We start from the raw sequence: 25,924 nt of genomic DNA on the forward strand, positions 1-25,924 counted from the left end.
TCGCCGCACCTGTTCCCGCCCGGCTCGCGGGGTACGAGGTTCGAACCCACGACGGCCCCCGGAAGCCACGCTCCCGGGGGCCGCGAAGAGACCGAACAGTTCAGAACATCCCAGGGCAGAACCGGCGCTACGACAACTGCGACTGAACCTGGGAGGAGATGAGCTCCAAGTGGTCCAGGTCGTCCAGGTCGAGGACCTGGAGGTAGATCCGCCGGGAGCCGATCTCCTGGTACCGGCCGATCTTGTCCACGACCTCCTGCGGAGACCCGGCGAGCCCGTTGACCTTGAGCTCGTCGACCTCCCGCCCGATCGCGGCGGCACGACGGGCGACCTCCTTCTCGTCCTTGCCCACGCACACCACAAGGGCGTTGGAGTAGACGAGGTCGTCGCCCTTGCGCCCGGCGTCCTCGGCGGCGGCGCGCACGCGCCCGAACTGCCGCTCACTGTCCTCGACCGAGGCGAACGGCATGTTGAACTCGTCGGCGTACTTTCCGGCCAGCCGCGGAGTGCGGGTGGCGCCGTGCCCGCCGATCAGAACCGGAATCCTGTCCTGGGCGGGCTTGGGCAGGGCGGGCGAATCGGTGAGGTCGTAGAAGCTGCCGTGGAAGTCGAAGGTCGCACCGGCCTGGGTCGCCCACAGCCCCGTGACGATGGCGAGCTGTTCCTCCAGCCGCGCGAACTTCTCCTTCGGGAACGGGATGCCGTACGCCTTGTGCTCCTCCTCGAACCAGCCCGCCCCGAGGCCGAGTTCGACGCGGCCGCCGGACATCTGGTCGACCTGGGCAACCTGGATGGCGAGCACGCCGGGCAGCCGGAAAGTGCCGGCGGTCATCAGGGTGCCGAGGCGAATGCGCTTGGTCTCACGTGCGAGACCGGCAAGTGTGATCCAGGCGTCGGTGGGCCCGGGCAGACCGTCCCCGGAGCCCATCTTCAGATAGTGGTCGGACCGGAAGAACGCGTCGAAGCCGAGGTCCTCGGTGGCCTTCGCCACGGTGAGGAGGGTGTCGTAGGTGGCCCCCTGCTGGGGCTCGGTGAAGATGCGAAGATCCATGACTCCATCCTGCACGCCGAGGCACCTGTCAACCGCGCGGGTCCCCCTGTCCCCCGCCTCCCCGGTCGGGTGAATTCCGTCAACGCCGGAGCCGCCCCCTGCCCGGGCCAGTGACCGCCCCTCACGGTGATCGTTGGCTCGATCGGAGCCGGACCGCCCGGCCCTCGCGCCGGCCCCCGACGGCCGGAACGTCACCGTGCCGGCCCGCTGCCACTGGGGGCCGGAGGCCCGAGGAGGCCGTCATGTCCGAGGAAATCGCGCCACAGCAGACCACCGGCGACGCCGGGCAGCCGAAGGGGCTGCTGCAGCAGATGGAGGAGCTGATGGCAGCCCTGAACGCGGACCTGTCGGCCCTGGACGCGGACCTGCAGTCAACGGGGGCCCAGCGCCAGGACGCCGACGCCGGCTGAACCTCCACCCCCGCCAGGGGCTCCGCCCCCTGGACCCCCATCGGCCTGAACGGCCCCGTCCTCAAACGCCGGACGGGCTGAATGATGCCGGCCGACGCTGAGAAGTGGCCGTGGTGGTGGCGTACCCCCGCGGCGCCGCAGTCGCCCACGGCGGCAAGGGGACGTGCCGGGGGCGTCCGCCCGCAGCGGCCGGCGTCAACACGCAGCACCCCTTGGCCTAAGGCGACCGCCGGTCCGAGGACGGACACCCCCGGCCCGGCCCCGACCCACCCACCGCACCCCAGGCGCTACGCGAACCCCCACCGAAACAGCCACAGGCCGCCGCAGGCATCCCCCGCCGAGCCCCCAGACGCTACCCGGCCTCAGGCAACTCCTCCTCCCGATCCGCAAGCCTGCGCAGCATCTCCCGCACCCGGTCGCGAGACTCATCCGCCGCGTCGATCGCCTCCATGCACTGCCAGTACGTCGTCTCGTCATCCGCCGCACTGGCCATACCCACCAGAGCGATCCCCACCTCACCCAACAGGCTGCCCAGATGCATCAGCGACTGCCGCGCATCGCCCAACTCCGTCAGCTGGGCCGCGCGTAAGTCCCCCTCCGCAAGGTCCGGCGCCTCCACCACCCCACACCCACGCCCTGCCAGCTCGGTCAACCCCAGCGCCTCGCCGCGCAGTTCAGGTGGACCGAACACCGCAAGCCGGCTACCGATCGCCTGAGCCAGGGCCTGCGCCTGCCACACCTCGGTCAAGATCTCCGGCGCGCCCTCGCTCCCCGCCAGCGCCCGCCTGCTAGTCACGATCAGCCGCACCGCGTCCATACGCAGTCCCCGTCTGTCCCGACGCGCTGCCCACGCGCCGCCCGAACTCCCTTGTCCACTACCCAGCGTGAAGGCCCCTGAGACGAAAAGCCAGAGGAAGACGGAAATCTGCGGACAACTTTTCGGCTACAACCAGGCAAACGAATACGCAGAGTGAAAGCGGACCAAGGCACTCCCCACTCCTACGGCGCCGGAAACCTCCGCTCGTTCCGATCGATCTTCGCGTCCAACGCCGCCAGCGGATCGATCCCGAGCACCTCGCACAGCTGCAACAGATAGGCCAGCACGTCCGCCACCTCATCCGTCACCCGCCCCGCGGTCTCCGCGTCGTCCATGACCCGAGCCGACTCCTCGGGCGTCAACCACTGGAAGATCTCGACGAGTTCGGACGCCTCCACACTGAGCGCGGCGACGAGGTTCTTCGGCGTGTGATACGGCTGCCAGTCGCGCGCGGCAGCGAACTCGGCCAGCCTGCGCTGCAGCTTGGCCACGTCAAGGGGTTCGGTCACGGTCCAGGTGTACCACCGTCACTCCACCCACCCCCGTACCCTCCACCACGCCCGCACCCTCCACCACGCCCGCCACACCACCCGCCACACCCGCCACGTCACTCACAGCCCCCACCACCCGGACATGCCCCCGCTCACACATCCGCGCAGCAAGCCCCACCAGCTCCCCCCGCTGCACCGGATCCAGCCCCCGATCGAACCCGTCCACCACCACACTCAACGTCTGCATCGCCGCAGGCACCTCCCCCACCGGATCGACCTCCAGCACCCCGGGCCCGGTCAGCAGTACCAACGACAGCGCGAGATAGCGCAGCTCACCGTCCCCCAACCGCCCGAGCTCGGTGCGAACCCCGTCCCCCCGGTCGAGCACCCCCGCACCGTGCCGTCCCCCAGCACCTCGGCGACCACGTCGGCCACCGCCCCGGCACACCCCGCCCGCACCGCGCCCACGAGTTGCGCATGCCGCCGCGCGCACTCGGCACGAGTCCGCCACAGCACATCGGCAAGGTTGCCGCAGCCCCCGAGCAGCCGCCCGGAACCCACCGGCACGGGCCCCCGCATCCGATCGGGCCGAGGATCGCAGGCGAAGACCGACCGCAGGGCCACGACCATCTGCTCGGCGGCGGCCAGCACCCGCCGCTGCCCCTCCGTCTTCCCGGCCACCCGCAGGGGCAACAGCGCGGTACCGAGCCGGTCGTCGGGCAGCGGCGCCCGTGTCACCGGGGACTGGCCGGCCGTATGCCATGCGGCCTGCACAGAACGCCGGCTCGGATCCCGCAGGGCCGTCTCCAGCAGGACGACACCGCCCGCGCTCAACCGCTCCCCCACGATCCGCAGTTCGGGCTCGGCCTGCACCGCGACGTCGAGCCGAACCGGCCCCTCGGGACCGTCGGCGGTGCAGCCGATCCGGAAGCCCCGCCGCCGCTGCACATCGGGCCGGGCCCACTCGGGCACGCAGGCCACCGGATCGGGGAACACCTCCCTGACCTCGGCACCCGCACCGAGCCGAGCCAGCGCCTCGTAGGCCCGTAACGCGGTCGTCTTCCCGCTCCCGCTGGGCCCGGCCAGGACCGTGAACGCCCCGAGCGGCAGCGAGACCCGCCGATGCCCGGCGAACGCGGACAGCCGTAGCTCGGTGAGATGAGGCCGGCCGGGGCACCCGCCGCCCGGGACACCACTCACTCGCCGCCCCTGAGCGGGAACGGACACAACATCGGAAACAGACGACGACACGGACGATGCAGAGGACCCAGACATGCCCGGACCGTAGGCCCGCTACCGCCAGGCGAACCGTTCCACCCCGGCACCCTTCCTACGATCGAGCGACCACCGCAGGCCCGACCCCCTTCACGTACCGGGCGCCCCCGCCCCCTCCATCAACCCACTGACCTCGGTCCCGGGCGGCGTCAGCAGAAACACGTTCCGGTCCACCCGATGCATCCCGCTCCCCAGCCCGAAGACGACCCCGGTGCTGAAGTCCAGCACCCGCTTGGCCACCTCGGTCTCGGCCCCCGTCAGATCGAGCAGCACCGGAATCCCCGCCATCAGCGTCTCGGCGACGTCGCGGGCGTCCGCGAACACGTTGACCCGCAGGACGACGAACCGGCGACGCGGCTCCGTCGCCGCCTCCGGGGGCACTCGGTGGTCCACCGCCGACGGCCAGGCGTCTCGGCCGCGCAACGGCACGACCTGGGCGAGCCCCTCCCACTGTTCATCGGTGACGTCGTGGCTGTTCACCGGCTCCCCCCGCCTTGACTCGCCTTCAATGCCTGCACCAGCCAATTCTTACGCCAAGTCACCCGTTCGGCCCAACACCGACACGGTCCGCGAGCCCCTCGCACGCATCGCGCCCCCTCCGGCCGCGCCCCTCACAGCTTGCCCGGGCCGCCTGTGTGGCCGACGTAACTCCTCATGATCAAGGGATGTGACATCGACGTAACGGGCAATTCGTACGCTCCAGACACCACCTCGAACACCGGAGAAGGGCAGCACGTGACCGAGACCACCTCCACGACTCAGGTCCGGACGGTCTGCACGTACTGCGGGGTCGGCTGCGGAGTCCTGCTGGACGTCGGGATGGGGCCGGACGGACGGCGTACGGTCCTGAAGGCCTCCGGCGACAAGGCGCACCCGGCGAACGCGGGCCGGCTGTGCACGAAGGGCGCGACCACGGCGGAGATGCTCGCCGCGCCCGGACGGCTGACCACGGCGCTGGTCAGGGACGACCGGGGCGAGGAGCCGGTGCCCTCCCCGACCGCCGACGCGATCTCCGAGACCGCCCGACGGCTCCGCGCGATCATCGACGAGCACGGGCCCGACGCGGTCGCCTTCTACGTCTCCGGGCAGATGAGCCTGGAGGCCCAGTACCTGGCGAACAAGCTGGCCAAGGGATTCGTCCGGACGAACCAGATCGAGTCGAACTCCCGGCTGTGCATGGCCAGTGCGGGCATGGGCTACAAGCTGTCCCTCGGCGCCGACGGGCCGCCTGGGTCGTACGAGGACTTCGACAGGGCGGACACCTTCCTGGTCATCGGCTCGAACATGGCCGACTGCCACCCCATCCTGTTCCTGCGCATGATGGAGCGGGTCAAGGCGGGTGCCAAGCTCATCGTCGTCGACCCTCGGCGTACCGCCACCGCCGCCAAGGCCGACCTCTACCTCCAGCTCAGGCCGGGCACCGACCTGGCCCTCCTCAACGGCCTTCTGCACCTGCTCGTCGAGAACGGCCACACCGACCCCGGCTTCATCGCCGCGCACACCGACGGCTGGGAGGGGATGCCCGCCTTCCTCGCCGACTACCCGCCGGCCTTCGTCGCCGAGATCACCGGAATCGCCGAGGACGACCTTCTTACCGCCGCCCGGCTGATCGGCGAGGCGGGCGAGTGGATGAGCTGCTGGACGATGGGCCTGAACCAGTCCACGCACGGCACCTGGAACACGAACGCCCTGGTCAACCTGCATCTCGCCACCGGCGCCATCTGCCGCCCGGGCTCCGGCCCGTTCTCCCTCACCGGCCAGCCCAACGCCATGGGCGGCCGCGAGATGGGCTACATGGGGCCGGGGCTGCCCGGCCAGCGGTCCGTCCTCGTCGACTCCGAGCGGGACTTCGTCGAGGGGCTGTGGGAACTGCCGCCGGGCACCCTGCGGGCCGACGGGGTCGGCAAGGGGACCATCGAGATGTTCCAGAAGATGGCCGACAGGGAGATCAAGGCCTGCTGGATCATCTGCACCAATCCCGTCGCCTCCGTCGCCAACCGCCGTACCGTCATCGAGGGTCTGGAAGCGGCCGAGTTCGTCGTCACGCAGGACGTCTTCACCGACACCGAGACCAACGCGTACGCGGACGTCGTGCTGCCGGGCGCCATGTGGACCGAGGGCGAGGGTGTCTTCGTCAACAGTGAGCGCAATCTGACCCTGACCCAGCCGGCCGCCGACCCGCCTGGCGAGGCGATGGCGGACTGGCGGATCATCGCGGCCGTCGCGTGCGCGATGGGGTACGAGAAGGGGTTCTCGTACGACAGCGCCGAGGACGTCTTCGAGGAGATACGGCAGGCCTGGAACCCGGTGACCGGCTGGGATCTGCGCGGCGTGACGTACGAGCGGCTGCGCGCCACGCCCGTGCAATGGCCGGCCGCCGACCTGGACGGGCCGCACCGCAATCCGATCCGGTACGCCGACCCGGACGGCGGGCTGCGGTTCCCCACCTCGAGCGGACGAGCCGCGTTCCACGCCCGGCCGCACATGCCGGCCACCGAGCTGCCGGACGACGACTACCCCTTCGTACTGAACACCGGGCGCGTTCAGCACCAGTGGCACACGCTGACCAAGACGGGCAGGGTCGCCAAGCTCAACAAGCTGAACCCTGGGCCGTTCGTGGAGCTGCATCCGCAAGACGCGGGCGAGTTGGGGATCGCCGACGGGGATCCGGTGGAGGTCGCCTCGCGGCGAGGGCGGGCGGTGCTGCCGGCGGTGGTGACCGAGCGGGTGCGGCCGGGGTGCTGTTTCGCGCCGTTCCACTGGAACGACCTTTTCGGGGAGTATCTGAGCGTCAACGCGGTGACGAACGACGCGGTGGATCCGATCTCCTTCCAGCCGGAGTTCAAGGTGTGTGCCGTCTCCCTGGCCCGGGTCGCGGCTCCCACGGCGGCTCCCGTGCCGGAGGTGCCGGGAGTTTCGGTCGTGCCGGAAGTTTCGGTCGTGCCGGAAGTGCCGGCCCTGACGCCGACAGCCGTCACCGCCGGCACATCCGCCCCCTTCGACCCCTTCGGTCTGGAACCCGCGCCGCCCCCCGTCCTGTCCGCACAGGAACGCCTCTACCTCACGGGGTTCCTCGCCGGCCTCGACTCCGGTGCACCGGGCGTGCCCGTGCTCCCGCCGGACGCGCCCTTCAGCCCCGAGCACGCGGTGTGGGTCAACGGCGTCCTGGCCGGCATGTACTCACGCACGTCGACGGCACCGAGTACGCCGCAGGGCCGCGAGGTCGTCGTGCTGTGGGCCTCGCAGACCGGGAACGCCGAGGAGTTCGCCACCGCCACCGCCGAGCGGCTGGGCGCGGCCGGGCACCGGACCACGCTCGTCGGCATGGACGAGGCCGATGTCCGCGCCCTCGCCCGCACGGCCGACCTGCTCTTCATCACCAGCACGTTCGGCGACGGCGACGCGCCCGACAACGGGGCCGGCCTCTGGGACACGCTGTCCGACGACGAGGCTCCGCGGCTGGACGGGGTGCGGTACGCCGTGCTCGCCTTCGGGGACTCGTCGTACGACGACTTCTGCGGGCACGGGCGCCGGCTCGACACCAGGCTGGGCGAGCTGGGCGCTGTGGCCCTGGCCCCCCGCACGGACTGCGAACCGGACTACGAGCCGTCCGCAGGCGCGTGGCTCGACGAGGTCCTCACGGCGCTGGGCGGCGCGGACGCCCCCGCCGTCGAGAAGCCGAAGGCCGATCCGAGCGCCAGGCCCAGGCCCGCCTCCACCACCGCCCGTCTGGTCGGCAACCAACTGCTCAGCCGTCCCGGCGGTGGCAAGGAGGTGCGGCGCTTCACCCTCGACACGAGCGGGGCCGCGCTGGCGTACGAGGCGGGCGACGCGCTGGGCGTGCGGCCGGTCAACTCGCCCGCGCTGGTGGAGGAATGGCTGGCCGTGACCGGTGCGAACGGCTCAACCGCCGTGCAAGTGGACGGCGTTGGCGAGACATCTTTCGCCGAGGCCCTTCACCGGCACCTCGACATCACGCGGATCACCCCGGACCTGCTCCGCTTCGTCGCCGAACGCCTCCGCGACGACCGGGAGTTGCGCAGGCTGCTGCGGCCGGACAACAAAGACGGCCTGGCGCAGTGGAGTTGGGGACGGCAGGCCGTGGACGTCATCGCCGGGCATCCGGTGCGGGCGGACGCGCAGGAGTGGGCCGGGGTACTCAGGAAGCTCCAGCCGCGCCTGTACTCCATATCGTCCAGCCCGCTCGTCGACCCGCACCGCGTCTCGCTCACCGTGTCCGTCGTGCGGTACGAGAACCTGCACGGCCGACCGCGCGGCGGTGTCTGCTCGCCGTTCCTGGCCGACGCCGAGCCGGACACCGAGGTGCCGGTCTTCGTGCAGTCGTCCCCGCACTTCCGCCCGCCCGCGGACGCCTCGACGCCGATGGTGATGGTCGGCCCGGGCACCGGCGTGGCGCCCTTCGTCGGCTTCCTCCAGGAGCGCCGCGCGCTCGGGCACAGGGCGCCCAACTGGCTGTTCTTCGGCGAGCAGCACCGTGCGACCGACTTCTACTACGAGGACGAGCTGACCGCGCTGCTCGACGAGGGCACCCTCGCCCGCCTCGACACCGCGTTCTCCCGTGATCAGCGCAACAAGGTGTACGTCCAGGACCGGATGCGTGAACACGGCCCCGAGCTGTGGCGCTGGCTGCAGGACGGCGCCCACTTCTACGTCTGCGGCGACGCCTCACGCATGGCCAAGGACGTGGACCGGGCCCTGAGGGACGTCGCGGTCGCGCACGGCGGTCTGGAGGAGGACGAGGCGTCGGCGTACGTGAAGCAGCTGGCGGCGGCGAAGCGTTACGTCCGGGACGTGTACTGACCCTGCCACCGGGGCCCCTTGACCTTCTCACCCGCCTCACACCGGACTCTTCACCTCCCTCGGCACCCCGCTCACCGGGCCGGATTACGGTCCGGTGCCGTGCAGTCGGCAGAACAGCAGCTGGTGACACGCGTCCGGCGGCCGCAGTGGTCGGAGCCCGCCACCACAGTGGCACCGTGTCCTGACCCTCCTCGCGGACATCAGTCTCTTCATCGGCACGAGCGCGTTCTGGACGCAGGCGGCCGGTCACCGTCTCGTCGTGGCCGCCGCCATCTCGGCGTGCTGCCCCTCGATCCTGGTCTGCGGGGTGCTCGCGCTGATCGTGCGGTGGGCGAGGTCGCCGACGCGCCTGGACCTGTGCGTCCTGGTGACCGCCGTGACGCTGACGCTCTGCGCGTGGGCGGTGGACCACGGCGGCAGCGACGAGGCGATCCTCACCACGCAGGCCGCCCGTGAGCTGGTCGCCGGGCACCCCGTCTACGGGCAGCCGTGGCCCTGGCTGTTCGGCCATGGCGTCGCCCTCACCCCGACGGTGACGGGCGGCTACGACTTCACCTACGGCTACCCGCCGCTGGCCCCGCTGCTGACCGCACCGCTGCTACGGCTGGGACACGGCGCCCTGCCCGCGACGGTCGTGAGCACGGCCGCCCTCGTCGCCGGAGCCGTCGCGCTGTGGCGGCTGCCGCCCACGCCGTGGCGGTCGGCGGCGACCATGGCGTGTCTCGGCTTCGGCTTCCTGCCGTGCTCACCACCGGCCAGGGCATGAACCATTACTGGACGGCCATACGGGCCCCGGCCACACTGCCCGCGCACGCGACGGCGCGCTATGAACTCCGGCCGTCGGCAGGGTGGTTCGTCCTCCCCCGCCGTCCGGGCGTACGGATCCGGCTGCGAGCCTTCACGGCCGTATCGCAGACGCTGTCGAGCGCCGACGTCAGGCTGCGGCCGCCCGCGTGAAGCGGAGCGTGGTGGCGATCGTCGTGAGGCCGCGCATCATGCCGAGCTGGTTCCAGCTCATGCCGAAGTGCTCGCGGTCCACGGAGAACTCTGCGTCCAGAGTGAGCGACCCGTCGTCGGCGCCGACGAGGCGGCCGGTGAAGGAACTGGGCCGGCTGATGCCACGGACGGTGAGCTGGCCGACCACGTGCACGCCGTCGCCGTCGCGGAGCTCGGCGCTGCGGACCGCGAAGGTGATCTCGGGGTGGTTGGCGGCATCGAGGAAGTCGGCCGAGCGCAGATGCTCGTCGCGCTTGGCGTTGTGGGTGTCCAGGGAGGCGGCGTCCAGGGTGATCGTGCCCACGGCGGAGCCGTCGGGCCGCACCTCACCGTTGCCGGTGACGGCGGCGAAGGCGCCCTTCACGGTGACCAGGCCCCAGAACGTCTTGTGCCGCACGGTGATGGTGGAGGTGGTGCTGTCGAGCTGCCAGGTTCCGGTTTCGACGGCGACGGTCATGATCTCACTCCTGAATCCGTGTGAATCCGTAGTCCAAATTTGGATGACCTCACGCTAGCCGATACTCCAAAATTGAACAACAGCTACACTCGAACCCATGGCCGCCATCCCCGACAGCCCAGACACCCCCGACTGCCCATCCGCCTCCGGCAACGGGCTCCTGCCCGCCGAGCTACACGCCTGGATGCTGATGCTGGCCGCGACGGGGGCCGTCGAGCAGGAGCTGCGCTCCGTCGTCAAGGAGCGGCTGGACGTCTCGCACGACGAATTCCTGGTCCTGTGCCTGCTCGCCGCGGACCCCCGGGAAGCCCAGCGCATGACGCGGATCGCCGAGCTCCTGGGCCGGCCCAAAACCCGGCTCACCTACCAGATCGCCTGCCTCCAGCACGCCGGCCTCGTCACCCGCAAATCGGTGTGCGGCGACAAGCGGGGCGTCGAGGTCGCCCTCACCGAGAAGGCCCGGGGCCTGCTCAAGGAGGCCTCCGGGGTCCTCGCCGAGACGGTCAAGGAAGCGCTGGCCCGGTTCATGGGACCCACCCAGCGCGAGGCGATGTGCGCGCTGATGCCCGACTTCGCCGCGGAGGCGACGCCGGAGTAGCCCGCGCGTGGCCGCCGGTGCGGTCGTCCGAGTCACGCAGAGGCGCCCGGTTGCTGCGGCTAGGGAGGTTGGGAGTGCGGCTCCCTCCACTCCGCCGAACGTTCCTCAGGGGGCGGGCGTCATAGCGGTAGCCGCCTTCGAAGGGACTGCCGCCATGACCGCCGTATCCCGGTCCACCCGTGCCGTGTTCAGTGCCTCACTGATCGGAGGGCTGCTCTGCGCGGTCGCCGCGTGCGGCGCCGAGACAGCGAAGAGCACGACGGCTCACAGTCGGTCCAACTGGCAGGAGCCCTCCGCCTACACCTACACGCTCCGCTCCAGCGAGGGGGAACGGAGCTTGATCGGCACCTTCCGGATAACCGTCCGCGACGGCGCAGTGGCCAAGGCGGTCGGCCTCGACGACAGTGGCCGACGCGTGGCGCAGGACATCCCCGACGCAGTGCCCACCATGGGGGACCTCCTGGAGGAACTGGAGCAGGCACGGCGGGACGACGCGGACGTGGCAGAGGCGGAGTACGCCGCCGGCGGGCACCCGGTGCGGATCTCGCTGGACTGGGAGAAGGACGCGATCGATGACGAGGCGCTGTATGTCATCAGCGCCTATCAGCAGCTCGGGTGAGGTCGCCGGTCTCGGGGTGGTGGAAGGTCTTGCGGCCCGCGTGTTGGCCCCTGTGGAGCGGGAGGAGCTGCGGGCCGCCGTCCGTAAGCGGCTTGCCCCCTATTTCGGGTCGCGGTTGAACACCGACTTGGACCAGACGTAGCCGAGCGCGGCCAGTCCGACGCACCAGGCCACGGCCAGCCATCCGTTGTGGCCGATCTCGCTGCCGAGGAGCAGTCCGCGCAGGCTTTCGATGGCCGGGGTGAAGGGCTGGTACTCGGCGATCGGCTGGAACCAGCCCGGCATCGCGTCGACCGGGACGAAGGTGCTGGAGATGAGCGGCAGGAAGATCAGCGGCAAGGCGTTGTTGCTCGCCGCCTCGGCGTTCGGGCTGATCAGGCCCATGCCGACCGCGATCCAGGTGAGAGCCGTGGCGAAGAGCACGAGCAGCGCGAACGCAGAGAGCCATTCCAGGACGGTGGCGTTGGTGGAGCGGAAGCCGATGGCGACGGCGACGGCGCCGACGAGGACCACGCTGATGATCGACTGCAGCACGCTGCCGATGACGTGTCCGATGATCACGGAGCCCCGGTGGATGGCCATGGTGCGGAAGCGGGCGACGATGCCCTCGGTCATGTCGTTGGACACGGACACCGCGGTGCCGATCGTGGTACTGCCGATGGTCATCAGCACCAGGCCCGGAGTGAGATACGCGATGTACTCGGAGCGGTCCGCACCACCGCTGATGCCGGCGCTCATCACATCCCCGAAGACGTAGACGAAGAGCAGCAACATCATGATCGGCGTGAGCAGCAGGTTGAGGGTGAGGGAGGGGTAGCGGCGCGCGTGCAGGAGGTTGCGGCGCAGCATGGTGGTGGAGTCGCGTACGGCGAGGGAGAGGGAGCTCATCGGACGTTCCCCTTGGACTGGTTGGGCTGGTTGGGCTGGTCGGGCTGGTGGGGGATGGCGGTGCCGCTGGTCAGGGCGAAGAAGACGTCGTCGAGGTCGGGGGTGTGCACGGTGAGTTCATCGGCCTCAATGCCGGCGGCGTCGAGCCAGTCGAGGATCGACCGCAGCTCGCGCTGACTGCCGTCGCTCGGGATCTGCAGCGACAGTGCCTCGTCGTCCCGGGTGGCCTCACCCAGGGCGGAGGCGGCCGACTGGTACGCCGCCGGGTCGGAGAAGCGCAGCCGGATGTGTCCGCCCGGGATGAGCCGCTTCAGCTCTTCGGCCGTGCCCTCGGCGGCGATCTTCCCGTCGTTGAGCACGGCGATGCGGTCGGCGAGTTCGTCGGCCTCCTCCAGGTACTGCGTGGTGAGGAAGACGGTCACACCGCCGGAGACGAGCTCGCGGATGATCTGCCACATGTTGTGCCTCGAGCGCGGGTCGAGGCCGGTGGTCGGCTCGTCGAGGAAGATGATCCGCGGGTTGCCGACCAGGGTCATGGCGATGTCGAGGCGCCGCTTCATACCGCCGGAGTAGGTGGAGGCGGGCTTCTTCGCGGCCTCGACCAGGTCGAAGCGCTCCAGCAACTCGGCGGCGACGCGCCGCCCTTCGCGCTTGGAGAGGTGGTGCAGGTCCGCCATCAGGAGCATGTTCTCCTCACCGGTGATCAGCCCGTCGACGGCGGAGAACTGCCCGGTCACGCCGATCGCGGCAGGCACCCCGTCCGGTGATGTGGCGACGTCGTGGTGCGCGACCTGCGCCTGCCCGCCGTCGGCGGTGATGAGGGTGGACAGGATCTTCACGGCCGTGGTCTTGCCGGCACCGTTCGGACCGAGCAACGCGAACACGGAGCCGACCGGGACCGTGAGGTCGATGCTGTCGAGGACGGTCTTGTCGCCGTACGACTTGCGCAGGCCGACGGCAGAGACTGCGGCAGGCGACGGACCACCGTCGCCCCGCCTGGACGTGGACGTGGGCATGACAGATGAAGGCATGGGGCCCTCCGTTGAAGGCTGAGGTGAAAGCTGATGTGAAGGCTGGTGTTCGGTGCTGAAGTGCGCGTTGCTGAAGTGCGCGGCAGACGGGGCGGTTGGGTGGGGGTGCGCCGCTCAGGCCTTCGCGCGGCGGATGTCGATGTTGCCCCAGTTGGTCCGCGCGCGGACCTTGACGGTGTCCTCGATCTGCTCCGGCGCCTCGGACTCGGCGAGCATGTTGCGCACCTGCCCACGGTTGGAGCTGACGTCGAGCCAGGCGGCGGTGCCCTCGCGGATTCCGATCTCGATGATGCCGTTGGAGGTCTCCAACTGGACTTCGCCGCGTGCGACTTCGGCGACGCGCAGGTAGCCGTGGGTCGCGGTGCCGGTGACCGACGCCTCGGCGCGCGCGATGTCGATGCCGCCGTGGGCGCCGCTCAGCCGCAGCTCGCCGGTCACGGTGCCGACGGTCGTGGTGCCGTGGGAGTTCTTCAGGACGGCAGGGCCGTCGATGGTGCCGACGCGCACGTTGCCCGTGTTGCTGGTGATCTCGGCCATGCCCTCGATCCGGTCCACGTTGATCGAGCCGTGCGACGCGGTCAGCGTCACCGGGCCGGTCGTGTCGAGGCGGATGTCGCCGACCGAGGTCTTCACACGGACCTCGCCGAGCCGGCCCGCGCCGAGCACCTGGGCCCAGGCGCCGGTCATGTCGACGTGCGAGCCCGCGGGCAGTTCGACGGTCACGTCGACCACGCCGGTGCGGCCGAGGCCGAACAGAGGGGTCGAACCATGGAGACAACACAGAGCCAGCAGCAGGCGGCGCCCGGCGCCTTCACCGCCTTCGCCCGCTTCGTGTTCTGCGGCGGCGGGGTGGGGCTCGCCTCCAGCTTCGCCGTGGCGGCCCTCGCCACCTGGCTCCCCTGGGTCTTAGCCAATGCTCTGATCACCGTGGTCTCCACGCTCCTCGCCACCGAGCTGCACGCCCGCTTCACCTTCGTCGCGGGTGGGCGCGCCACCTGGCGTCAGCATGCGCAGTCGGCCGGGTCCGCGGCGGCCGCGTACGGGGTGACCTGCGTGGCGATGCTCATCCTGCACCAGCTGGTGGCGGCGCCCGGTGCGGTGCTCGAGCAGGTCGTCTACCTGTCCGCCTCCGCACTCGCCGGCGTCGCACGGTTCGCGGTGCTGCGCCTCGTCGTCTTCACCCGGAACCGTTCTCAGGCCGCCGCCTCCACCGTCAGCACCGCCCAACCCGTGCCCACGACCGTGGCCCACGCCTCGACCCCGGGCGACCCTGCGGTGCTCTGCTACGCCGCTTGACCAAAGCGATAGGCGCTCTCGCGCCCTCTCCGAGGAGTGTCAGGAGAACTCGTCACGGCGCGGCGCGACACGGAAGTCGAACGCTAGCGTCCCGGGATCAATGGCCGTTGCCCCGCCATCGACGGTGAGCACGGCGCCATTGACATACGACGCTGCCGGGGACAGCAGCCAGCAGATCGCCTCCGCGATCTCACGCGGCTCACCCGGGCGGCCCAGGGGCAGGAGTCTGGTCACCTCCTCATAGGCGTTCGCCACGCCGTCTCCCTGCAGGTCCGCTTCCGCGGCGAAGCGCGCCATGCGCCGGTCGGCCATCTCGCTCCGCACCCAGCTCGGACACACGATGTTGGCCCGCACCCCCTGACGCCCGTAATCGACGGCGACGGAACGGCAAAGCTGGAGGAGGGCTGCCTTGGACGTGGCGTACGGGGCGTTGCTCGTGCCGTTGCGCAGCGCGGACACCGAAGCGACAGCGACCACCGAGCCGCCGGCCTCCACCAAGTGCGGGATCGCTGCGCGCAGGAGCAACAACGGGCCGGTGACATTGGTGCGCATCACCTCGTCCCAGTCCTCCAACGACAAGTCGCCTACGGCTCCACCGCGCCCGATGCCCGCATTGAGCACAAGTCCGTCGAGTCGCCCATGGGCGTCCAGGGCTGCTCGAACGAGACCGTCGGCGGCTTCGGGGTCCCTCACATCGGACGGATACGCGAGGGCGCCGGTCTCCCGTTCGAGACGCCGCAACGGCTCGCTCCTCCGACCGGAGACGACCACGTGGTGACCTCCCTCGCGCAGCAGGCGTACGGCGGCCTCGCCAATGCCCGTACCTCCACCGGTCACGATGACAACTCGCTTGTCCGTCACTGCTGTTCTGGCTCCTTCGGGATCACAAGGTGGATCCGAGCCTAGAACCCACTGATCCATTGCTGACGGCTTTGAGACAGCCGTCGACATGAACCGCGTCGCCGTCCGACACGAAGCCGGTCAGCGCCGGCACGCCTGTCTCTTCTGCCAGTTCGGCGAGCAGGGCGCGGGCACCGGCGACAGCCTGCCGTCCCCCGGCCCGGCCGCATGTCGTTGGTCAGTCGGGCCGTTGGGTGCGGTTCTCGTGAGCCAGGCCGTCCGGGCGGGCAGACGTGCGCGGGCCGAGGGGAAGGACCAGAGCCCGCAGCAGCACAGGGGCCGACGGCCGGAGGGCCATGGGATCCGACGGCCGAAGGATCGCCCCGATGTCGTGCCATCCCCAGGACAGGAAGTCGTCGAAGACCGGAGCGTCGGCTTGGTCGACCAGTGTCGCCCCGAGCGAGGCGTGGTGGTCGGCGAGCAGCCGTTCCTGGAGCCTGCGAGCGAGGCCGTGGTCGTCCGTATGGGGATGCACCACGACCTCGGTGATCGCGAAGACGTGGCCGGACGCGGTGAGCTGTTCGATGCTCTGCGGAAGGGGCCCGTCGAACCCCCTCCACCAGGTCCCCGCCCGCGGTACGGGGAATCCGTAGGCACACCCGGCGAAGGCCGTGTCCTCCGCGATCAGCAGGGCGAATCCGGCCCGCCGGATGTCGCCCGTGAGCCGCCGCAGAAACGCCTCCCGGCCTCGGTATTCCTGGCCTGCCTGCGCACGTGAGGACTCCACGTACAGATCGGCCAGGTCCTCCCGCAGCGTCTCCGCCTGCCAGCGGTTCAGTCGGCGCAGACGTACCGCGTGGGCGGGAGTCGATGTGCTTCCGCCGCCGCCCCCTGGCGGCACCCGGCGGGGCGGGCCCGTCACCGGTGCACCGCCCGCGGCAGCGGGAATCCGGCGTGACGGTGGTCGAACTGCGTGGAGCTCATGGAGCAGGAACCCGGAGGCGGTGATCTCGATGATGCGGGCCAAGGCCGGTGGCGGACGGTGCAGTCGGAGGATGCTTCCGGCATCGGTGGCGAGCTGGGATGCCTTGAGGAAGGCGTTGAGTCCGCTGGCGTCGCAGAAGGTGACCGCCGTCAGATCGACGTCGGCGGTGCGGATGCCGTCGCGCAAGCATGCGGCCAGTGCGGCGCGCACGAGAGGGGCGGTGGTGAAGTCGATCTCACCTGCGAGGGTGATCAGCGCGCGAGTGGTGCGGTCGTGCCGGTGGACGTTCAGTTGTGGGCGGGGCACGGCTCCTCGGTTCTGAACTGCAAGGTGCCCGTCGGGGGCGCGTGGCGGGGCCGGTCCGGCCCTCGCGGCGTGCTGCCGATAGGGGAGGTACGCGGTGATAACTGAACGGCCGGTCCGGCAGCCTGGGTTGGCGAGCGCGGCGGCGGATGGCGGATCGGTCATCCGGGATGCGCGCCATGCGATCGGACGGAAGGTCCGCGCCCGGCGGGCATCGTGTCCTGCAGGGTGCCGCCCGAGGCCGGGACGGCACCGTCGGAAGCCTGATCAGCGGACGGGGCCGGCGGGGGCCGGGGGCGGTGGGGCGGTGGGCCGGTGGGCCGGTGGGGCACAGGACACGGGAAGACCCCGGCCTGTCATGTGCGGTGCGGCGGCCGGGGTCCTGGGCTGCGGAGGGGGTTATCAGTCGGTAGGTGCTGTCAGTTCGGTCGGCTCGGTCTGTTCGTGCGGCTCGGGCCGTCCTGACGAGGGTGACGGCGGCCGGCGGTGCCGCTCGCTCCCACCCGGCCGTGGGCCTTACGCGGAGCCAACGGGTCCGGTCCCGGGATCGGCATCCCGGAACGGGCGTAGTGGAAGGCGGCCATGCCGTCGTTGTGCTGCAAGTTGAGCAAGTGGATGAGGAGCACCCCGAAGGCGATCACCGCGAGGGTCACGATCACGATCACGAATGTCTGCATGGTCCTCACCTCGCCATCGGCTGATGCGGCAGCGCGGCGGTCACGGTCGGGATCCGGGGACGTGCGGCCGGATCGCGGGCCTCATGACCCCCTTCGGAGTCCCAGACCGCCTCCACGGCCCGGTCCGTCTCGGACACCGTCCGCAGGCGCGCCGCCTCCTCCATCAACCGGCTCGCGGTCGACGTGCCCAGTGGGTCGCTCGCGGCGGCCATCAGCCAGGCGGCGGAGACGGGAGTCGTCCGCGGCGGCACCACCAGGAGGTTCCAGCGGCCCGTGCGGTACGAGAGCAGCAGCAGTTCGTGCGGGTCCTGCTCGGCCAGGAACCAGCCCACCTTCACCACGTGCCCGTCGACGGACACCTTGCGCGGAACGACCGGCCAGTGGATGGGGTTCACCGTGACCCGCGTGATCCGCCCCCACAACGGATCCAGTACGGCCGTCAGGGAGGGGAGTTCGGACTCGAGATCGCGGGAGCGCGGCCACCAGGCGCCGTCCAGCAGAGCCGGTGCGGGGCCGGTGGGAGCGAGCGACAGACGCAGAGAGGACGAGGAAAAGGCACGGCCATCGGCTTCGGCTGTCGGCGGGATGGAAATGGTCGCAGTCATGACGCGAACCCTGCCCCGGGCCGGTCATGACCGGCCCGGCGTATTCAATCGCCGAAAACGACACGGGCTGGAAGCCTGTGCGCGAAAATATCCTCGGTGACTTCAGCCTACTCCTCGAACAGACCCAACGTACCGAACGGCCAACGGAGAAACGGTCCCATGCGTCCCGGCACGGGGCCACCGCCCCAGAGGCAACAGTCCGAACGGGCCGTGCGCGCCCGGCAGTGGAAAGGGATGACCCGCCGGGCTGAGGATCCGTTCGGCCTGGGTCACGCTGTCCGGTCCACCCGGCTCCTGCGGGGAGTAGCGTGAAGTCATCGGGAGCACTTCGCACATCGGCTCCGATGCCGGTGCCGTTCCCGGTGAGTGACGACACCGGGCAGCTGTTCTCGCGCAGGAGTCCGGAGACGGGTTTGCGCGATGTCCGCGACCACCTCTCACTCCCCGCTGCGGGCCGTTCCCTTCAGGGCCCCGACCGCGCGCCTCTCGTTGAGATCCGAGAGCTCTTCTGGAGGGCCCACCGAGTTGGACGGCGCCTGGTGGCCCCGTTCACGCGACCTGCCGAGCGAGCTCTCCGCCTTGGCGGACGTGCTGGATCCGCTGTGGGGGCGGATCACCCGTATCGCGGTCAACCCCCGCCACTGGCCGATCCTCCCGCCCCGGATCTTCGTCAACGGCCATGTGGTGAAAATCGGTTGGTTCACCTCCGAGCTGGATCCGCACGGGATCACTCTGCTGTCCTACACCGCGGGCCGATGGAACCTTCTGGTGATCCCCCCGGAGACCGGCGCCTCCTCGGCCGCCCGGCTGATGGCCGCCGCGAGTGCGGACACCGGTCCGCCGGCCACCGCGACCGCGCTCATGACGGCGGAACGGGCCCGCCACGCACGGGGGGCGAGGGCCGGGAAGGGCCGGAGTGGCGGTGCCCTCTGGTCCCACGGCCGGAATCAGCAACGAGCAGTAGGGGGATGACTGCACGCACAACGCGTCGCCCACCGCGGGCCGGACAGCGCAGGGGCGGGGTCCCGTCACACTGGATCCCCGGCGGCTGCCATGAGCGGTTCCGCGGCCTGCTCAGTCGTATCCGGGGGCACGACCAGTAGGTCCCAGCGCCCCCCCGGCCGGGGGGGCGAGCAGGACGATCGTGTGCGGGGAGGACGCCGCCACCGTCCTGTGCAGACGTACGACCTCGTTGAAGACCAGCATCCGGCCGGGCACCGCGGACCACGTCGCCCCGTTGACGGTGACGCTGGTGACGTGACCCCACGTGCGGGTCAACTCGGTCGGCAGCCGGGGGAGTTCGACGAGCAGATCGTACGAGCGAGGCCACCACGCTCCGTCGATGGCCCGGCGCGTGCCGCCGTGGGGGCCAGGCGCATGCGCAGGAGGGGGTGGGAGGGAAGCGGGGGTTGCAGTGCGGTGGTCATGAAGGCTCCTGTCGACTGCCGTGCCGCGGAAGGGTGGGAGCGGAAGGTGAGGGGGGAGAGGGGGAGGCGCGCGGCCGGTGTCAGGCGCGGCGGGCGGCGACCCGGTCCGCCGTCGGCCGGCGCACGTCGTGCACCCAGACGACGTGCACGTGCAGCAGTCCACGCAACTGGCCGCGTATATGCGTGCCGAAGCGGTACGGCGAGTGCGGGTCGCCGGGCCGGTCGGTGAACGCGTGGTGGCGTCGGTGGGTGGCGACCCAGCCGATGACGTCGCCCTGGAAACTCACCGACGGAAACTCATCGACCCGGCCACCGCGAGCGCGATGCGCACGGGATGGACGGCCCGGTAACCGCCGTGGGTGAGGCGGTGGAAGCCGACGGTGACGCCGAGACCCGTGATCGTGTAGAGGACGACCGTGAGCACGATGCCGGCGGGATGGATGAGACTCCCCCACAGCAGCCGGCCGAGCAGGCCGAGCGCCACGAACGGCAGGACGACGATCACCGCCGTCACCGTGACGTACAGCCGTTCACCGCCGGCGCGCACGGGCGCCGGGCCGTCCGTCGGGGAGGGGGACGTCCCGTCGTAGCCCTGGGGCGGCGGGGCGGGGTCCGACGGCGTGACCGTCGTGGACGTGCTCGGACTGAGTGGCATACGTGGCTCCTCGGCCTGGATGCGGATGGCGCGGCCGGGGTCACGGGCTGCCCATGTGAGGACGGTGGCGTGCTGTGGAAGGCACGTGGTCCGGAGAACTACGGAACACGAGACGACGGCCGGGACCGGTCGGAAATCCGATATCGGAATTTCGGCATCGGAATTTCGGCATACGAAAAGCCCTCGTCCCGTCCGCCGTACTCCCGCCTGTGCGACCACCGCGGCTGTTTCGGAAGCGGCATCGCGTTCACACGGACAGAGCCCGCCGATGAAACCCACTGGTCGTGGGCAGGTACTCGGGCCGGGACGGGTGGTGGCAACCATGGCAACACTGCACCAGCGGAAGAGCTACCGCGACGCGATCATGAAAATCCTGTACGAGGACATGGAAGGCAGAGGCCTTCCTGATGCTTCCGGGGCCAAGCTGCGTGACGATCTGGCGATCCCTGAGCAGGATCTGGCCGCGGCCTGCACTTATCTGGTGGGCGAAGGACTTGTCACGGTCCGCTGGGCCCATGGAGACACACCCGCGACGGTCACGCTGACACATCAGGGGATACGGCTCATGGAGGCCGAGGAGGAGGATCGCGGCTGACCCGGCGGGGCCAACGCCAGAGGGCCGGTACGGAAGGCCCTGTCCACCCGGACGGAGGTGGGCGAGCAGGATCTCGTGTCGGCCGTGCGGGCCGGTTCCCGTCAGGGGACCATCGGTACTGATGTGTCGGTTCCCCTGACGCGCCCGCGGTCTTCGGTGGGAGGGTGCCATGGCTGGAGGGCGGCGTGATGAAGGATGCGGTGCCCGGTGCGGGAGGTGAGGGACGGTCGTGGCCGGCGGCCGAGCCGGACTTCTGGCGGCAGGTCGTCGAGCAGCTGAGCACAGCCCTGATGGTGGTGGATCCGGCCGGCCGGATCCTCGCCGCCAACTCGGCCGCAGAACGGCTGCTGGGCCGAGCCACCCGCGCGATACGCGGGAAGGATGCGCACGAGCTGCTGCACCGGGACACGGACGGCGGCCCGCTCCTGCGGGAGCAGTGCCCGCTGCTCCGGGCGCTGGCCGAGGGGACCGCTGCGCGCGGGGAGGGCGACAGCTACCTGCGCGGTGACAGTCGCCTGGTCACGATCTCGTGGTCCGCTTCTCCCCTGACGGACGGCGCCTCGTTCAAGGGCATGGCCGTGCTGTTCACCGACATCACGGGCGACCGCAGCGCGCGCCGGGAGCGTGCGGCCTATGCGAGTGCTCTGGAGGACCTCAACGAGCGGCTGACGCTGGTCGCGGAGATCACCGACGTCCTGGGTCAGACCCTGGAGACCGGCGATGCCCTCGCTCGGCTGGGCCGCCTGCTGGTTCCCCGCCTCGCCGACTGGGCGGCGGTGGACCTCCGGACCGGTTCCGGGCAGGTCCACCGGGTGGCGGTGACCGGCCCCGCGGGCCGGGACGCCAGGCTGGAGGGCGGGCGCGAGCGCCTTCCCGAGACCGGGGAGGCGGTCCGCTCAGCTCTTGTCCAGGTGCTGCACGGAGGTGATCCCGTACTGCAGAACGAGCCGGACGCGCAGGACGCGCAGGACGCGCAGGACGCGCAGGACGAGACGGGCAAGACGGATGAGACGGACGAGACGGAGACGACCGCATCGCCCGGCTCTCCCCTGGCCGCCGCCCACAGCGACTTCCTGCGGACGGCGGGTGCGACGTCCGCCATCACGGTGCCGCTGGGGTCCAGTCAGCAGATCACCGGCGCCCTGACGGTGGTGCGCACCGATCCGGCGCACCCTTTCGACGCCGCCGACCTGGAGGTGGTGAGTGACATCGGCCGCCGGGTCGGCCTGGTCATCGACAACGCACGGCGGTTCGGCCGCCAGCGCGCCGTCGCCGAGGCCATGCAGCACAACCTGCTCGCCCCACTGCCCCAGCCCGGCCGTCTGCGGCTGGCCGCCCGCTACCAGCCCGCCCCCGTCGGCTCCCAGGTCGGCGGCGACTGGTACGACGCGTTCGAGCTGAAGGACGGGACGCTCGCGGTGGTCATCGGCGACGTCGTGGGCCACGACCTGACCGCGGCCGCCGGGATGGCCCAACTGCACGGCATCCTGCGGTCCCTGGCCTGGGACCACACCGGACCGCCCGGCGCCGTCGTCGACCGCCTCGACGACGCCATGCCCGCCATCACCACCGTCCCCATGGCCACCCTCGTCCTCGCACAGGTCGAGGGTCACCCGCACACCGGCCCATGGACACTTCACTGGACCAGCGCCGGACATCCGCCGCCTCTCCTCCTGCCCCCCGGCGGAGACGCGCAGTACCTCGAAGCCGGACAGGGACTCGTCCTCGGCGCCCCGGTGGGCACCGGCGGGGGCCGGCCGGACGCCACGCACCCCCTGCCGCCGGGTTCCACCCTGCTCTTCTACACCGACGGGCTGATCGAAGTCCCCGGCAGCGACCTCGGCACCGGCCTGGACCGGCTGCGTCGCCACGCCCTCGCGCTCGCCCACACACCGCTGGACACGTTGTGCGACCAGCTGCTCGCCGGCATGCCGCCCGGCAGCACCGACGACGTGGCCCTGCTCGCCCTGCGTCTGCCGGAGCTGTGACACAGGACGCCGTCAGTGAGGCGATTCCGCGTCGTCGCCGGAGATCTCCGAGAGCCACAGCGCATGCTGGACCTCGGCCTGCTGGACCTCGTACTCGACCAGCTCGGACAGCAGGCAGCCCACGCCACGGGGGCAACGATCCTCATGTGTCCAGACCACCGCGCTTGACGAGCTGGCTCGCGATGACGTTCCGCTGAATCTCGTTCGTGCCCTCGCCGACGATCATCAGCGGGGCGTCACGGAAGTAGCGTTCGACGTCGAACTCGGTGGAGTAGCCGTAACCGCCGTGGATGCGCACGGCGTTGAGGGCGATCTGCATGGCGGTCTCGGAGGCGAACAGCTTCGCCATCCCCGCCTCCATGTCCACCCGACGGCCGGCATCCGCCTCCCGGGCCGCGTACAGGGTGAGCTGACGGGCCGCCGTCAGTGAAGTGGCCATGTCCGCCAGGTAGTTGCCAACCGACTGGTGCTTCCAGATCGGCTTGCCGAACGACTCCCGCTCCTGGGCGTAGGCGAGGGCGTCCTCGAAGGCCGCCCGGCCGACGCCGAGGGCGCGGGCGGCGACCTGGAGGCGGCCGGTTTCCAGCCCCTTCATCATCTGCGCGAAGCCCCTGCCCTCCCCACCGCCGAGTACGGCGTCGGCCGGGGCCCGGTGGTCCTCGAAGGTCAGCTCGCAGCTCTCCACGCCCTTGTAGCCGAGCTTGGGCAGGTCGCGGGAGACCGTCAGCCCGGGACCGTGCTCGACCAGCAGGATCGAGATGCCCCGGTGGGCGGGGCCGGCGTCCGGATCCGTCTTGCACAGCAGGGCGATCAGGCCGGACCGGCGGGAGTTGGTGATCCAGGTCTTCGCCCCGTTGACCACGTAGCCGCGATCGCCGTCCTTGCGGGCGACCGTGCGGATGGCCTGCAGGTCCGAGCCGCCGCCCGGCTCGGTGAGGGCCATGGTCGCGCGGACCTCGCCGGTGGCCATCTTCGGCAGGTACCGGCGCTTCTGCTCCGCCGTGCCGAAGTGCAGCAGCAGCTTGGCGACCACGGTGTGGCCGCCCATCGCGCCCGCCAGGCTCATCCAACCGCGGGCCAGTTCCTCGGTGATCAGGACATAGCACGGGGTGGAGACGGGAGTGCCGCCGTACTCCTCTGGGACGGCGAGGCCGAAGACGCCGAGCCGCTTCATCTGCTCGATCAGAGCCTCGGGATAGGTGTTCGCGCGCTCCAGTTCCCGGACGACCGGTTTCACCCCCTTGTCGACGAAGTCGCGCACCGTATGGACGATGAACTGCTCGTCCTCGGACAGGATGTCGAGAGTGCTCATGCTGTGGCGTTCCTCGCTGGTGGCATGGTGGCGTTGATGCCGCCGAGGTCTCGGACCGGCGCTTCAGATGACGTGCTCCGCCTTCAGACTGTCGATGTCGGCCGGGCTGTACCCAAGAGCGGCCAGGATCGTCTCGGTGTGATCGCCGACCGCGGGGACGGGATCCACGCGCGGAGCGAGGCCCGCCAGGTCCGCCGGCGGCAGCAGCGCCTCCACCGTGGCTCCGCCAGGGATCCGTACGTCCCGCCGACGGTCCCGGCCGCTGAACACCGGGTGATCAAGGAACTCCCCCACGTGACGACCTCGGCGTGCCCGGGCCAGCCGGGCGCTGCGACCAGGACCTCGTCGCCGGTGTCGATCAGGGCCTGGGTGGCGAGGAAGAGGGCGTTCTTCGCTGCGAGGGCGATCTGAACGTCGGTCTCGCTCCAGAGGAGTTGGGTGTCGTCTTCGATGGCGGTGGCGACGAGCGCGCGCAGGGCGGCGGGGTCACCCTGGGCCGTTCCGTAGTGGTGGGTGGCGGGGTCGCGGACGGCGGCCACGGCGGTGTCCACGACCGCGGCGCTGGTGGCCGCCTGGGGTTCGCCGGCGGCGAGGGTGATGACGTCCGCGCCCTGGGCCCGTAGCGCTTCGGTCTTGGCGGCCATGGCGAAGATCGGGTCCGTGATGCGTGTCGTCACCGCCCGGCAGCTACGAAGTCGTTGTACAGGTCGAGGGTGCTGTGGCCTTCCCGCAGTCTCTGCATCAGCTCGTTCTCGTGGACGACGCGCGCGTCGGCGCGGTCCAGGATCCGGGCGGTGTCGGACGCGGGAAGCGCCACGACTCCGTCGATGTCCCCGACGACGAGGTCGCCGGTGTGGACCGTGACCCCACCGACGTTGTACGCGACACCACGGTGACCTCGCTCTTCGCCGACCGGTTCGTCGCCGCCCTGCCGCTGCGGCACCCACCGCCGCAGCCACCGGACCGCTGGACCTGGCGGACCTCGCGGGCGCTGCGTGAGTATGGCTGCACCGCCAGATCTCGCCCGACCACCACGACGCCATGGCGACCCTGTGCCGAGTCGCGGGCTTCAGGCCCGTCACGACCCGCTGGGCCCGGTCGGTGACCTCACAGATCGCCATGGTCGAATGCGGCCTCGGCGTCACCGTCGTTCCTGCCGCGGCGGCGGCCGCGTCACACCCCGCCGTCCGCTTCAGACCCCTCCGTCATGCGACGGCGACCATCGAACTCACCGCCATGACGAGATCCACCCCCGGTGCGCTGGCCGAACGCCTCACCGCCATAGCGACACAACTGACCACAGCGCAGGCACCGCCACCGCACAGCTGACTACGAACGAGCCTTCGAGAGCGCCCTCGTCGACTGCCGCGGCACTCCCGACAGGTTCCACCGGTCATCACCAGCGGTCACTGTGCCTGACAGCCCGTCAGAATCAGCGTCAGGTGAGCGTCGAAGTGACTTCTCAGGTCAGAGGCCCTTCGCAGCGGGTTCGAGAATCGCCACGCACTCCACATGATGAGTCATCGGAAGGATGTCGGCTTCAGCGGGATTCGGAAAAATGCAGGTCAGAGCCCATTTTGCGGCTCGCTGTACCGCCTGCGGGCGCCCGGAACGTCAAACGAGCGTCATGGCCAACAGCCCATCTCCCTCTTCGGGGGAGACAAGCCAGGCTGCCCGAACTCGTTCGCGGCGGTTCTCGCGCCTGGCCCCGGCCGGCCTGGGCGCAGGACGGCTCAGGACCGGCCCCGGCAGCGTCGGGGGCGCCGCATCCTTCCCTCCGGCTCGCC

27 protein-coding genes and 3 pseudogenes are annotated in these 25,924 nt (G+C 70.6%); 11 read left to right on the forward strand and 19 right to left on the reverse strand.

Annotation, left to right across the window (positions count from 1 at the left end; translation table 11 throughout):
- Positions 1-127 precede the first annotated feature (127 nt).
- A complete protein-coding gene (locus OHO27_RS09975) occupies positions 128-1,051 on the reverse strand; it encodes an LLM class F420-dependent oxidoreductase (protein WP_328422374.1) in 924 nt (307 codons plus the stop codon).
- 242 nt (positions 1,052-1,293) lie between these two features.
- On the opposite strand from OHO27_RS09975, the gene OHO27_RS09980 reads away from it, so the two are divergent.
- Positions 1,294-1,461 carry a hypothetical protein gene (locus tag OHO27_RS09980; RefSeq protein ID WP_328422375.1) on the forward strand — a complete coding sequence of 56 codons (168 nt, stop codon included), beginning with the start codon at positions 1,294-1,296 and terminating at the stop codon, positions 1,459-1,461.
- 352 nt (positions 1,462-1,813) lie between these two features.
- Here OHO27_RS09980 and OHO27_RS09985 read toward each other — a convergent pair whose 3' ends face one another.
- The 4 genes and pseudogenes from OHO27_RS09985 to OHO27_RS10000 all read right to left on the reverse strand — a co-directional run bounded on the left by OHO27_RS09985 (position 1,814) and on the right by OHO27_RS10000 (position 4,524).
- Positions 1,814-2,278 carry a DUF6099 family protein gene (locus OHO27_RS09985; RefSeq protein WP_328422377.1) on the reverse strand — a complete coding sequence of 155 codons (465 nt, stop codon included), beginning with the start codon at positions 2,276-2,278 and terminating at the stop codon, positions 1,814-1,816.
- A 182-nt stretch (positions 2,279-2,460) separates the two neighbouring features.
- Positions 2,461-2,787, reverse strand: a complete 327-nt coding sequence (locus OHO27_RS09990; protein ID WP_328422379.1) for a nucleotide pyrophosphohydrolase — start codon at positions 2,785-2,787, stop codon at positions 2,461-2,463.
- Positions 2,771-4,044 (reverse strand): annotated as a pseudogene (locus OHO27_RS09995) (AAA family ATPase). The gene OHO27_RS09990 and the pseudogene OHO27_RS09995 overlap by 17 nt, the downstream one beginning before the upstream one ends.
- 90 nt (positions 4,045-4,134) lie before the next feature.
- Positions 4,135-4,524, reverse strand: a complete 390-nt coding sequence (locus tag OHO27_RS10000) for a cell division protein SepF (RefSeq protein ID WP_328422381.1) — start codon at positions 4,522-4,524, stop codon at positions 4,135-4,137.
- 255 nt (positions 4,525-4,779) lie between these two features.
- Between OHO27_RS10000 and OHO27_RS10005 the strand changes: the two genes are divergently transcribed.
- The 3 genes and pseudogenes from OHO27_RS10005 to OHO27_RS10015 all read left to right on the forward strand — a co-directional run bounded on the left by OHO27_RS10005 (position 4,780) and on the right by OHO27_RS10015 (position 9,822).
- Positions 4,780-8,865: a bifunctional nitrate reductase/sulfite reductase flavoprotein subunit alpha gene (locus OHO27_RS10005; RefSeq protein ID WP_328422383.1), complete on the forward strand. Its 4,086-nt coding sequence runs from the start codon at positions 4,780-4,782 to the stop codon at positions 8,863-8,865.
- A gap of 181 nt (positions 8,866-9,046) precedes the next feature.
- Positions 9,047-9,607 (forward strand): annotated as a pseudogene (locus OHO27_RS10010) (hypothetical protein); the annotation flags it as partial.
- A 20-nt stretch (positions 9,608-9,627) separates the two neighbouring features.
- Complete coding sequence (locus OHO27_RS10015; protein WP_328422385.1) at positions 9,628-9,822, forward strand: hypothetical protein; 195 nt, start codon at positions 9,628-9,630, stop codon at positions 9,820-9,822.
- Here the strand turns inward: OHO27_RS10015 and OHO27_RS10020 are convergent.
- Positions 9,800-10,318, reverse strand: a complete 519-nt coding sequence (locus OHO27_RS10020) for a YceI family protein (RefSeq protein WP_328422387.1) — start codon at positions 10,316-10,318, stop codon at positions 9,800-9,802. The genes OHO27_RS10015 and OHO27_RS10020 overlap by 23 nt on opposite strands.
- Before the next feature lie 97 nt (positions 10,319-10,415).
- On the opposite strand from OHO27_RS10020, the gene OHO27_RS10025 reads away from it, so the two are divergent.
- On the forward strand, positions 10,416-10,916 hold the full coding sequence (locus OHO27_RS10025) for a MarR family winged helix-turn-helix transcriptional regulator (RefSeq protein ID WP_328422389.1): 501 nt from the start codon (positions 10,416-10,418) through the stop codon (positions 10,914-10,916).
- Positions 10,917-11,070: 154 nt separating this feature from the next.
- Positions 11,071-11,535 carry a DUF6174 domain-containing protein gene (locus OHO27_RS10030; protein WP_328422391.1) on the forward strand — a complete coding sequence of 155 codons (465 nt, stop codon included), beginning with the start codon at positions 11,071-11,073 and terminating at the stop codon, positions 11,533-11,535.
- A 99-nt stretch (positions 11,536-11,634) separates the two neighbouring features.
- On the opposite strand, the gene OHO27_RS10035 is transcribed toward OHO27_RS10030, so the two are convergent.
- The 3 genes and pseudogenes from OHO27_RS10035 to OHO27_RS10045 all read right to left on the reverse strand — a co-directional run.
- Positions 11,635-12,423 carry an ABC transporter permease gene (locus OHO27_RS10035; RefSeq protein ID WP_328422393.1) on the reverse strand — a complete coding sequence of 263 codons (789 nt, stop codon included), beginning with the start codon at positions 12,421-12,423 and terminating at the stop codon, positions 11,635-11,637.
- Positions 12,420-13,454, reverse strand: a complete 1,035-nt coding sequence (locus OHO27_RS10040; RefSeq protein WP_328422395.1) for an ATP-binding cassette domain-containing protein — start codon at positions 13,452-13,454, stop codon at positions 12,420-12,422. The genes OHO27_RS10035 and OHO27_RS10040 overlap by 4 nt, the downstream gene beginning before the upstream one ends.
- 114 nt (positions 13,455-13,568) lie before the next feature.
- Positions 13,569-14,201 (reverse strand): annotated as a pseudogene (locus OHO27_RS10045) (DUF4097 family beta strand repeat-containing protein); the annotation flags it as partial.
- Between the two features lie 21 nt (positions 14,202-14,222).
- On the opposite strand from OHO27_RS10045, the gene OHO27_RS10050 reads away from it, so the two are divergent.
- Positions 14,223-14,750, forward strand: a complete 528-nt coding sequence (locus OHO27_RS10050; protein WP_328422397.1) for a hypothetical protein — start codon at positions 14,223-14,225, stop codon at positions 14,748-14,750.
- Positions 14,751-14,789: 39 nt separating this feature from the next.
- On the opposite strand, the gene OHO27_RS10055 is transcribed toward OHO27_RS10050, so the two are convergent.
- The 4 genes from OHO27_RS10055 to OHO27_RS10070 all read right to left on the reverse strand — a co-directional run bounded on the left by OHO27_RS10055 (position 14,790) and on the right by OHO27_RS10070 (position 18,160).
- A complete protein-coding gene (locus tag OHO27_RS10055; protein WP_328422399.1) occupies positions 14,790-15,611 on the reverse strand; it encodes an SDR family NAD(P)-dependent oxidoreductase in 822 nt (273 codons plus the stop codon).
- A gap of 217 nt (positions 15,612-15,828) precedes the next feature.
- The gene (locus OHO27_RS10060; RefSeq protein ID WP_328422401.1) at positions 15,829-16,881 is read right to left on the reverse strand and encodes an STAS domain-containing protein; all 1,053 of its coding nucleotides are present in this window, start codon (positions 16,879-16,881) and stop codon (positions 15,829-15,831) included.
- A gap of 416 nt (positions 16,882-17,297) precedes the next feature.
- A complete protein-coding gene (locus OHO27_RS10065; RefSeq protein ID WP_328422403.1) occupies positions 17,298-17,555 on the reverse strand; it encodes a hypothetical protein in 258 nt (85 codons plus the stop codon).
- A 5-nt stretch (positions 17,556-17,560) separates the two neighbouring features.
- Complete coding sequence (locus OHO27_RS10070; RefSeq protein ID WP_328422405.1) at positions 17,561-18,160, reverse strand: DUF5994 family protein; 600 nt, start codon at positions 18,158-18,160, stop codon at positions 17,561-17,563.
- A 525-nt stretch (positions 18,161-18,685) separates the two neighbouring features.
- Between OHO27_RS10070 and OHO27_RS10075 the strand changes: the two genes are divergently transcribed.
- A complete protein-coding gene (locus OHO27_RS10075; protein WP_328422407.1) occupies positions 18,686-19,132 on the forward strand; it encodes a DUF5994 family protein in 447 nt (148 codons plus the stop codon).
- A gap of 102 nt (positions 19,133-19,234) precedes the next feature.
- Here the strand turns inward: OHO27_RS10075 and OHO27_RS10080 are convergent, their stop codons facing one another.
- Genes OHO27_RS10080 through OHO27_RS10090 form a run of 3 tightly spaced genes read right to left on the reverse strand, consistent with a single transcriptional unit; the run spans position 19,235 to position 20,242 of the window.
- Positions 19,235-19,750, reverse strand: a complete 516-nt coding sequence (locus tag OHO27_RS10080; RefSeq protein WP_328422409.1) for a DUF5994 family protein — start codon at positions 19,748-19,750, stop codon at positions 19,235-19,237.
- A complete protein-coding gene (locus tag OHO27_RS10085; protein ID WP_328422411.1) occupies positions 19,668-19,874 on the reverse strand; it encodes a hypothetical protein in 207 nt (68 codons plus the stop codon). The genes OHO27_RS10080 and OHO27_RS10085 overlap by 83 nt, the downstream gene beginning before the upstream one ends.
- Positions 19,871-20,242, reverse strand: coding sequence for a hypothetical protein (locus OHO27_RS10090; RefSeq protein ID WP_328422413.1), 372 nt, complete (start codon positions 20,240-20,242; stop codon positions 19,871-19,873). Before OHO27_RS10090 ends, OHO27_RS10085 begins: the two co-directional genes overlap by 4 nt.
- 322 nt (positions 20,243-20,564) lie before the next feature.
- Between OHO27_RS10090 and OHO27_RS10095 the strand changes: the two genes are divergently transcribed.
- Together OHO27_RS10095 and OHO27_RS10100 are read left to right on the forward strand one after the other, a co-directional pair.
- Positions 20,565-20,837, forward strand: coding sequence for a hypothetical protein (locus tag OHO27_RS10095; RefSeq protein ID WP_328422415.1), 273 nt, complete (start codon positions 20,565-20,567; stop codon positions 20,835-20,837).
- Between the two features lie 188 nt (positions 20,838-21,025).
- The gene (locus tag OHO27_RS10100) at positions 21,026-22,825 is read left to right on the forward strand and encodes a SpoIIE family protein phosphatase (protein WP_328430396.1); all 1,800 of its coding nucleotides are present in this window, start codon (positions 21,026-21,028) and stop codon (positions 22,823-22,825) included.
- 142 nt (positions 22,826-22,967) lie between these two features.
- On the opposite strand, the gene OHO27_RS10105 is transcribed toward OHO27_RS10100, so the two are convergent.
- From OHO27_RS10105 to OHO27_RS10120, 3 genes are all read right to left on the reverse strand, one after another.
- Complete coding sequence (locus OHO27_RS10105) at positions 22,968-24,137, reverse strand: acyl-CoA dehydrogenase family protein (RefSeq protein ID WP_328422417.1); 1,170 nt, start codon at positions 24,135-24,137, stop codon at positions 22,968-22,970.
- A gap of 83 nt (positions 24,138-24,220) precedes the next feature.
- Positions 24,221-24,814 (reverse strand): aminotransferase class I/II-fold pyridoxal phosphate-dependent enzyme, encoded by a 594-nt coding sequence (locus OHO27_RS43115; RefSeq protein ID WP_443059532.1) that lies wholly within the window; start codon positions 24,812-24,814, stop codon positions 24,221-24,223.
- Entirely contained in the window at positions 24,811-25,080 is a 270-nt protein-coding gene (locus OHO27_RS10120) for a hypothetical protein (RefSeq protein ID WP_328422419.1), read from the reverse strand. Before OHO27_RS10120 ends, OHO27_RS43115 begins: the two co-directional genes overlap by 4 nt.
- A gap of 62 nt (positions 25,081-25,142) precedes the next feature.
- On the opposite strand from OHO27_RS10120, the gene OHO27_RS10125 reads away from it, so the two are divergent.
- Positions 25,143-25,466 (forward strand): LysR substrate-binding domain-containing protein, encoded by a 324-nt coding sequence (locus tag OHO27_RS10125; protein ID WP_328430397.1) that lies wholly within the window; start codon positions 25,143-25,145, stop codon positions 25,464-25,466.
- Positions 25,467-25,924 lie beyond the last annotated feature (458 nt).

This window comes from Streptomyces sp. NBC_00443 (assembly GCF_036014175.1).
GTDB lineage: Bacteria > Actinomycetota > Actinomycetes > Streptomycetales > Streptomycetaceae > Streptomyces.

Coding starts and splice junctions, on each gene's coding strand:
- OHO27_RS09975 (WP_328422374.1), bottom strand. CDS start 1,051: ATGGATCTTCGCATCTTCACCGAGCCCCAGCAGGGGGCCACCTACGAC.
- OHO27_RS09980 (WP_328422375.1), top strand. CDS start 1,294: ATGTCCGAGGAAATCGCGCCACAGCAGACCACCGGCGACGCCGGGCAG.
- OHO27_RS09985 (WP_328422377.1), bottom strand. CDS start 2,278: ATGGACGCGGTGCGGCTGATCGTGACTAGCAGGCGGGCGCTGGCGGGG.
- OHO27_RS10015 (WP_328422385.1), top strand. CDS start 9,628: ATGAACCATTACTGGACGGCCATACGGGCCCCGGCCACACTGCCCGCG.
- OHO27_RS10020 (WP_328422387.1), bottom strand. CDS start 10,318: ATGACCGTCGCCGTCGAAACCGGAACCTGGCAGCTCGACAGCACCACC.
- OHO27_RS10025 (WP_328422389.1), top strand. CDS start 10,416: ATGGCCGCCATCCCCGACAGCCCAGACACCCCCGACTGCCCATCCGCC.
- OHO27_RS10030 (WP_328422391.1), top strand. CDS start 11,071: ATGACCGCCGTATCCCGGTCCACCCGTGCCGTGTTCAGTGCCTCACTG.
- OHO27_RS10035 (WP_328422393.1), bottom strand. CDS start 12,423: ATGAGCTCCCTCTCCCTCGCCGTACGCGACTCCACCACCATGCTGCGC.
- OHO27_RS10040 (WP_328422395.1), bottom strand. CDS start 13,454: ATGCCTTCATCTGTCATGCCCACGTCCACGTCCAGGCGGGGCGACGGT.
- OHO27_RS10050 (WP_328422397.1), top strand. CDS start 14,223: ATGGAGACAACACAGAGCCAGCAGCAGGCGGCGCCCGGCGCCTTCACC.
- OHO27_RS10065 (WP_328422403.1), bottom strand. CDS start 17,555: ATGCAGACATTCGTGATCGTGATCGTGACCCTCGCGGTGATCGCCTTC.
- OHO27_RS10070 (WP_328422405.1), bottom strand. CDS start 18,160: ATGACTGCGACCATTTCCATCCCGCCGACAGCCGAAGCCGATGGCCGT.
- OHO27_RS10090 (WP_328422413.1), bottom strand. CDS start 20,242: ATGCCACTCAGTCCGAGCACGTCCACGACGGTCACGCCGTCGGACCCC.
- OHO27_RS10095 (WP_328422415.1), top strand. CDS start 20,565: ATGGCAACACTGCACCAGCGGAAGAGCTACCGCGACGCGATCATGAAA.
- OHO27_RS10100 (WP_328430396.1), top strand. CDS start 21,026: ATGAAGGATGCGGTGCCCGGTGCGGGAGGTGAGGGACGGTCGTGGCCG.
- OHO27_RS10105 (WP_328422417.1), bottom strand. CDS start 24,137: ATGAGCACTCTCGACATCCTGTCCGAGGACGAGCAGTTCATCGTCCAT.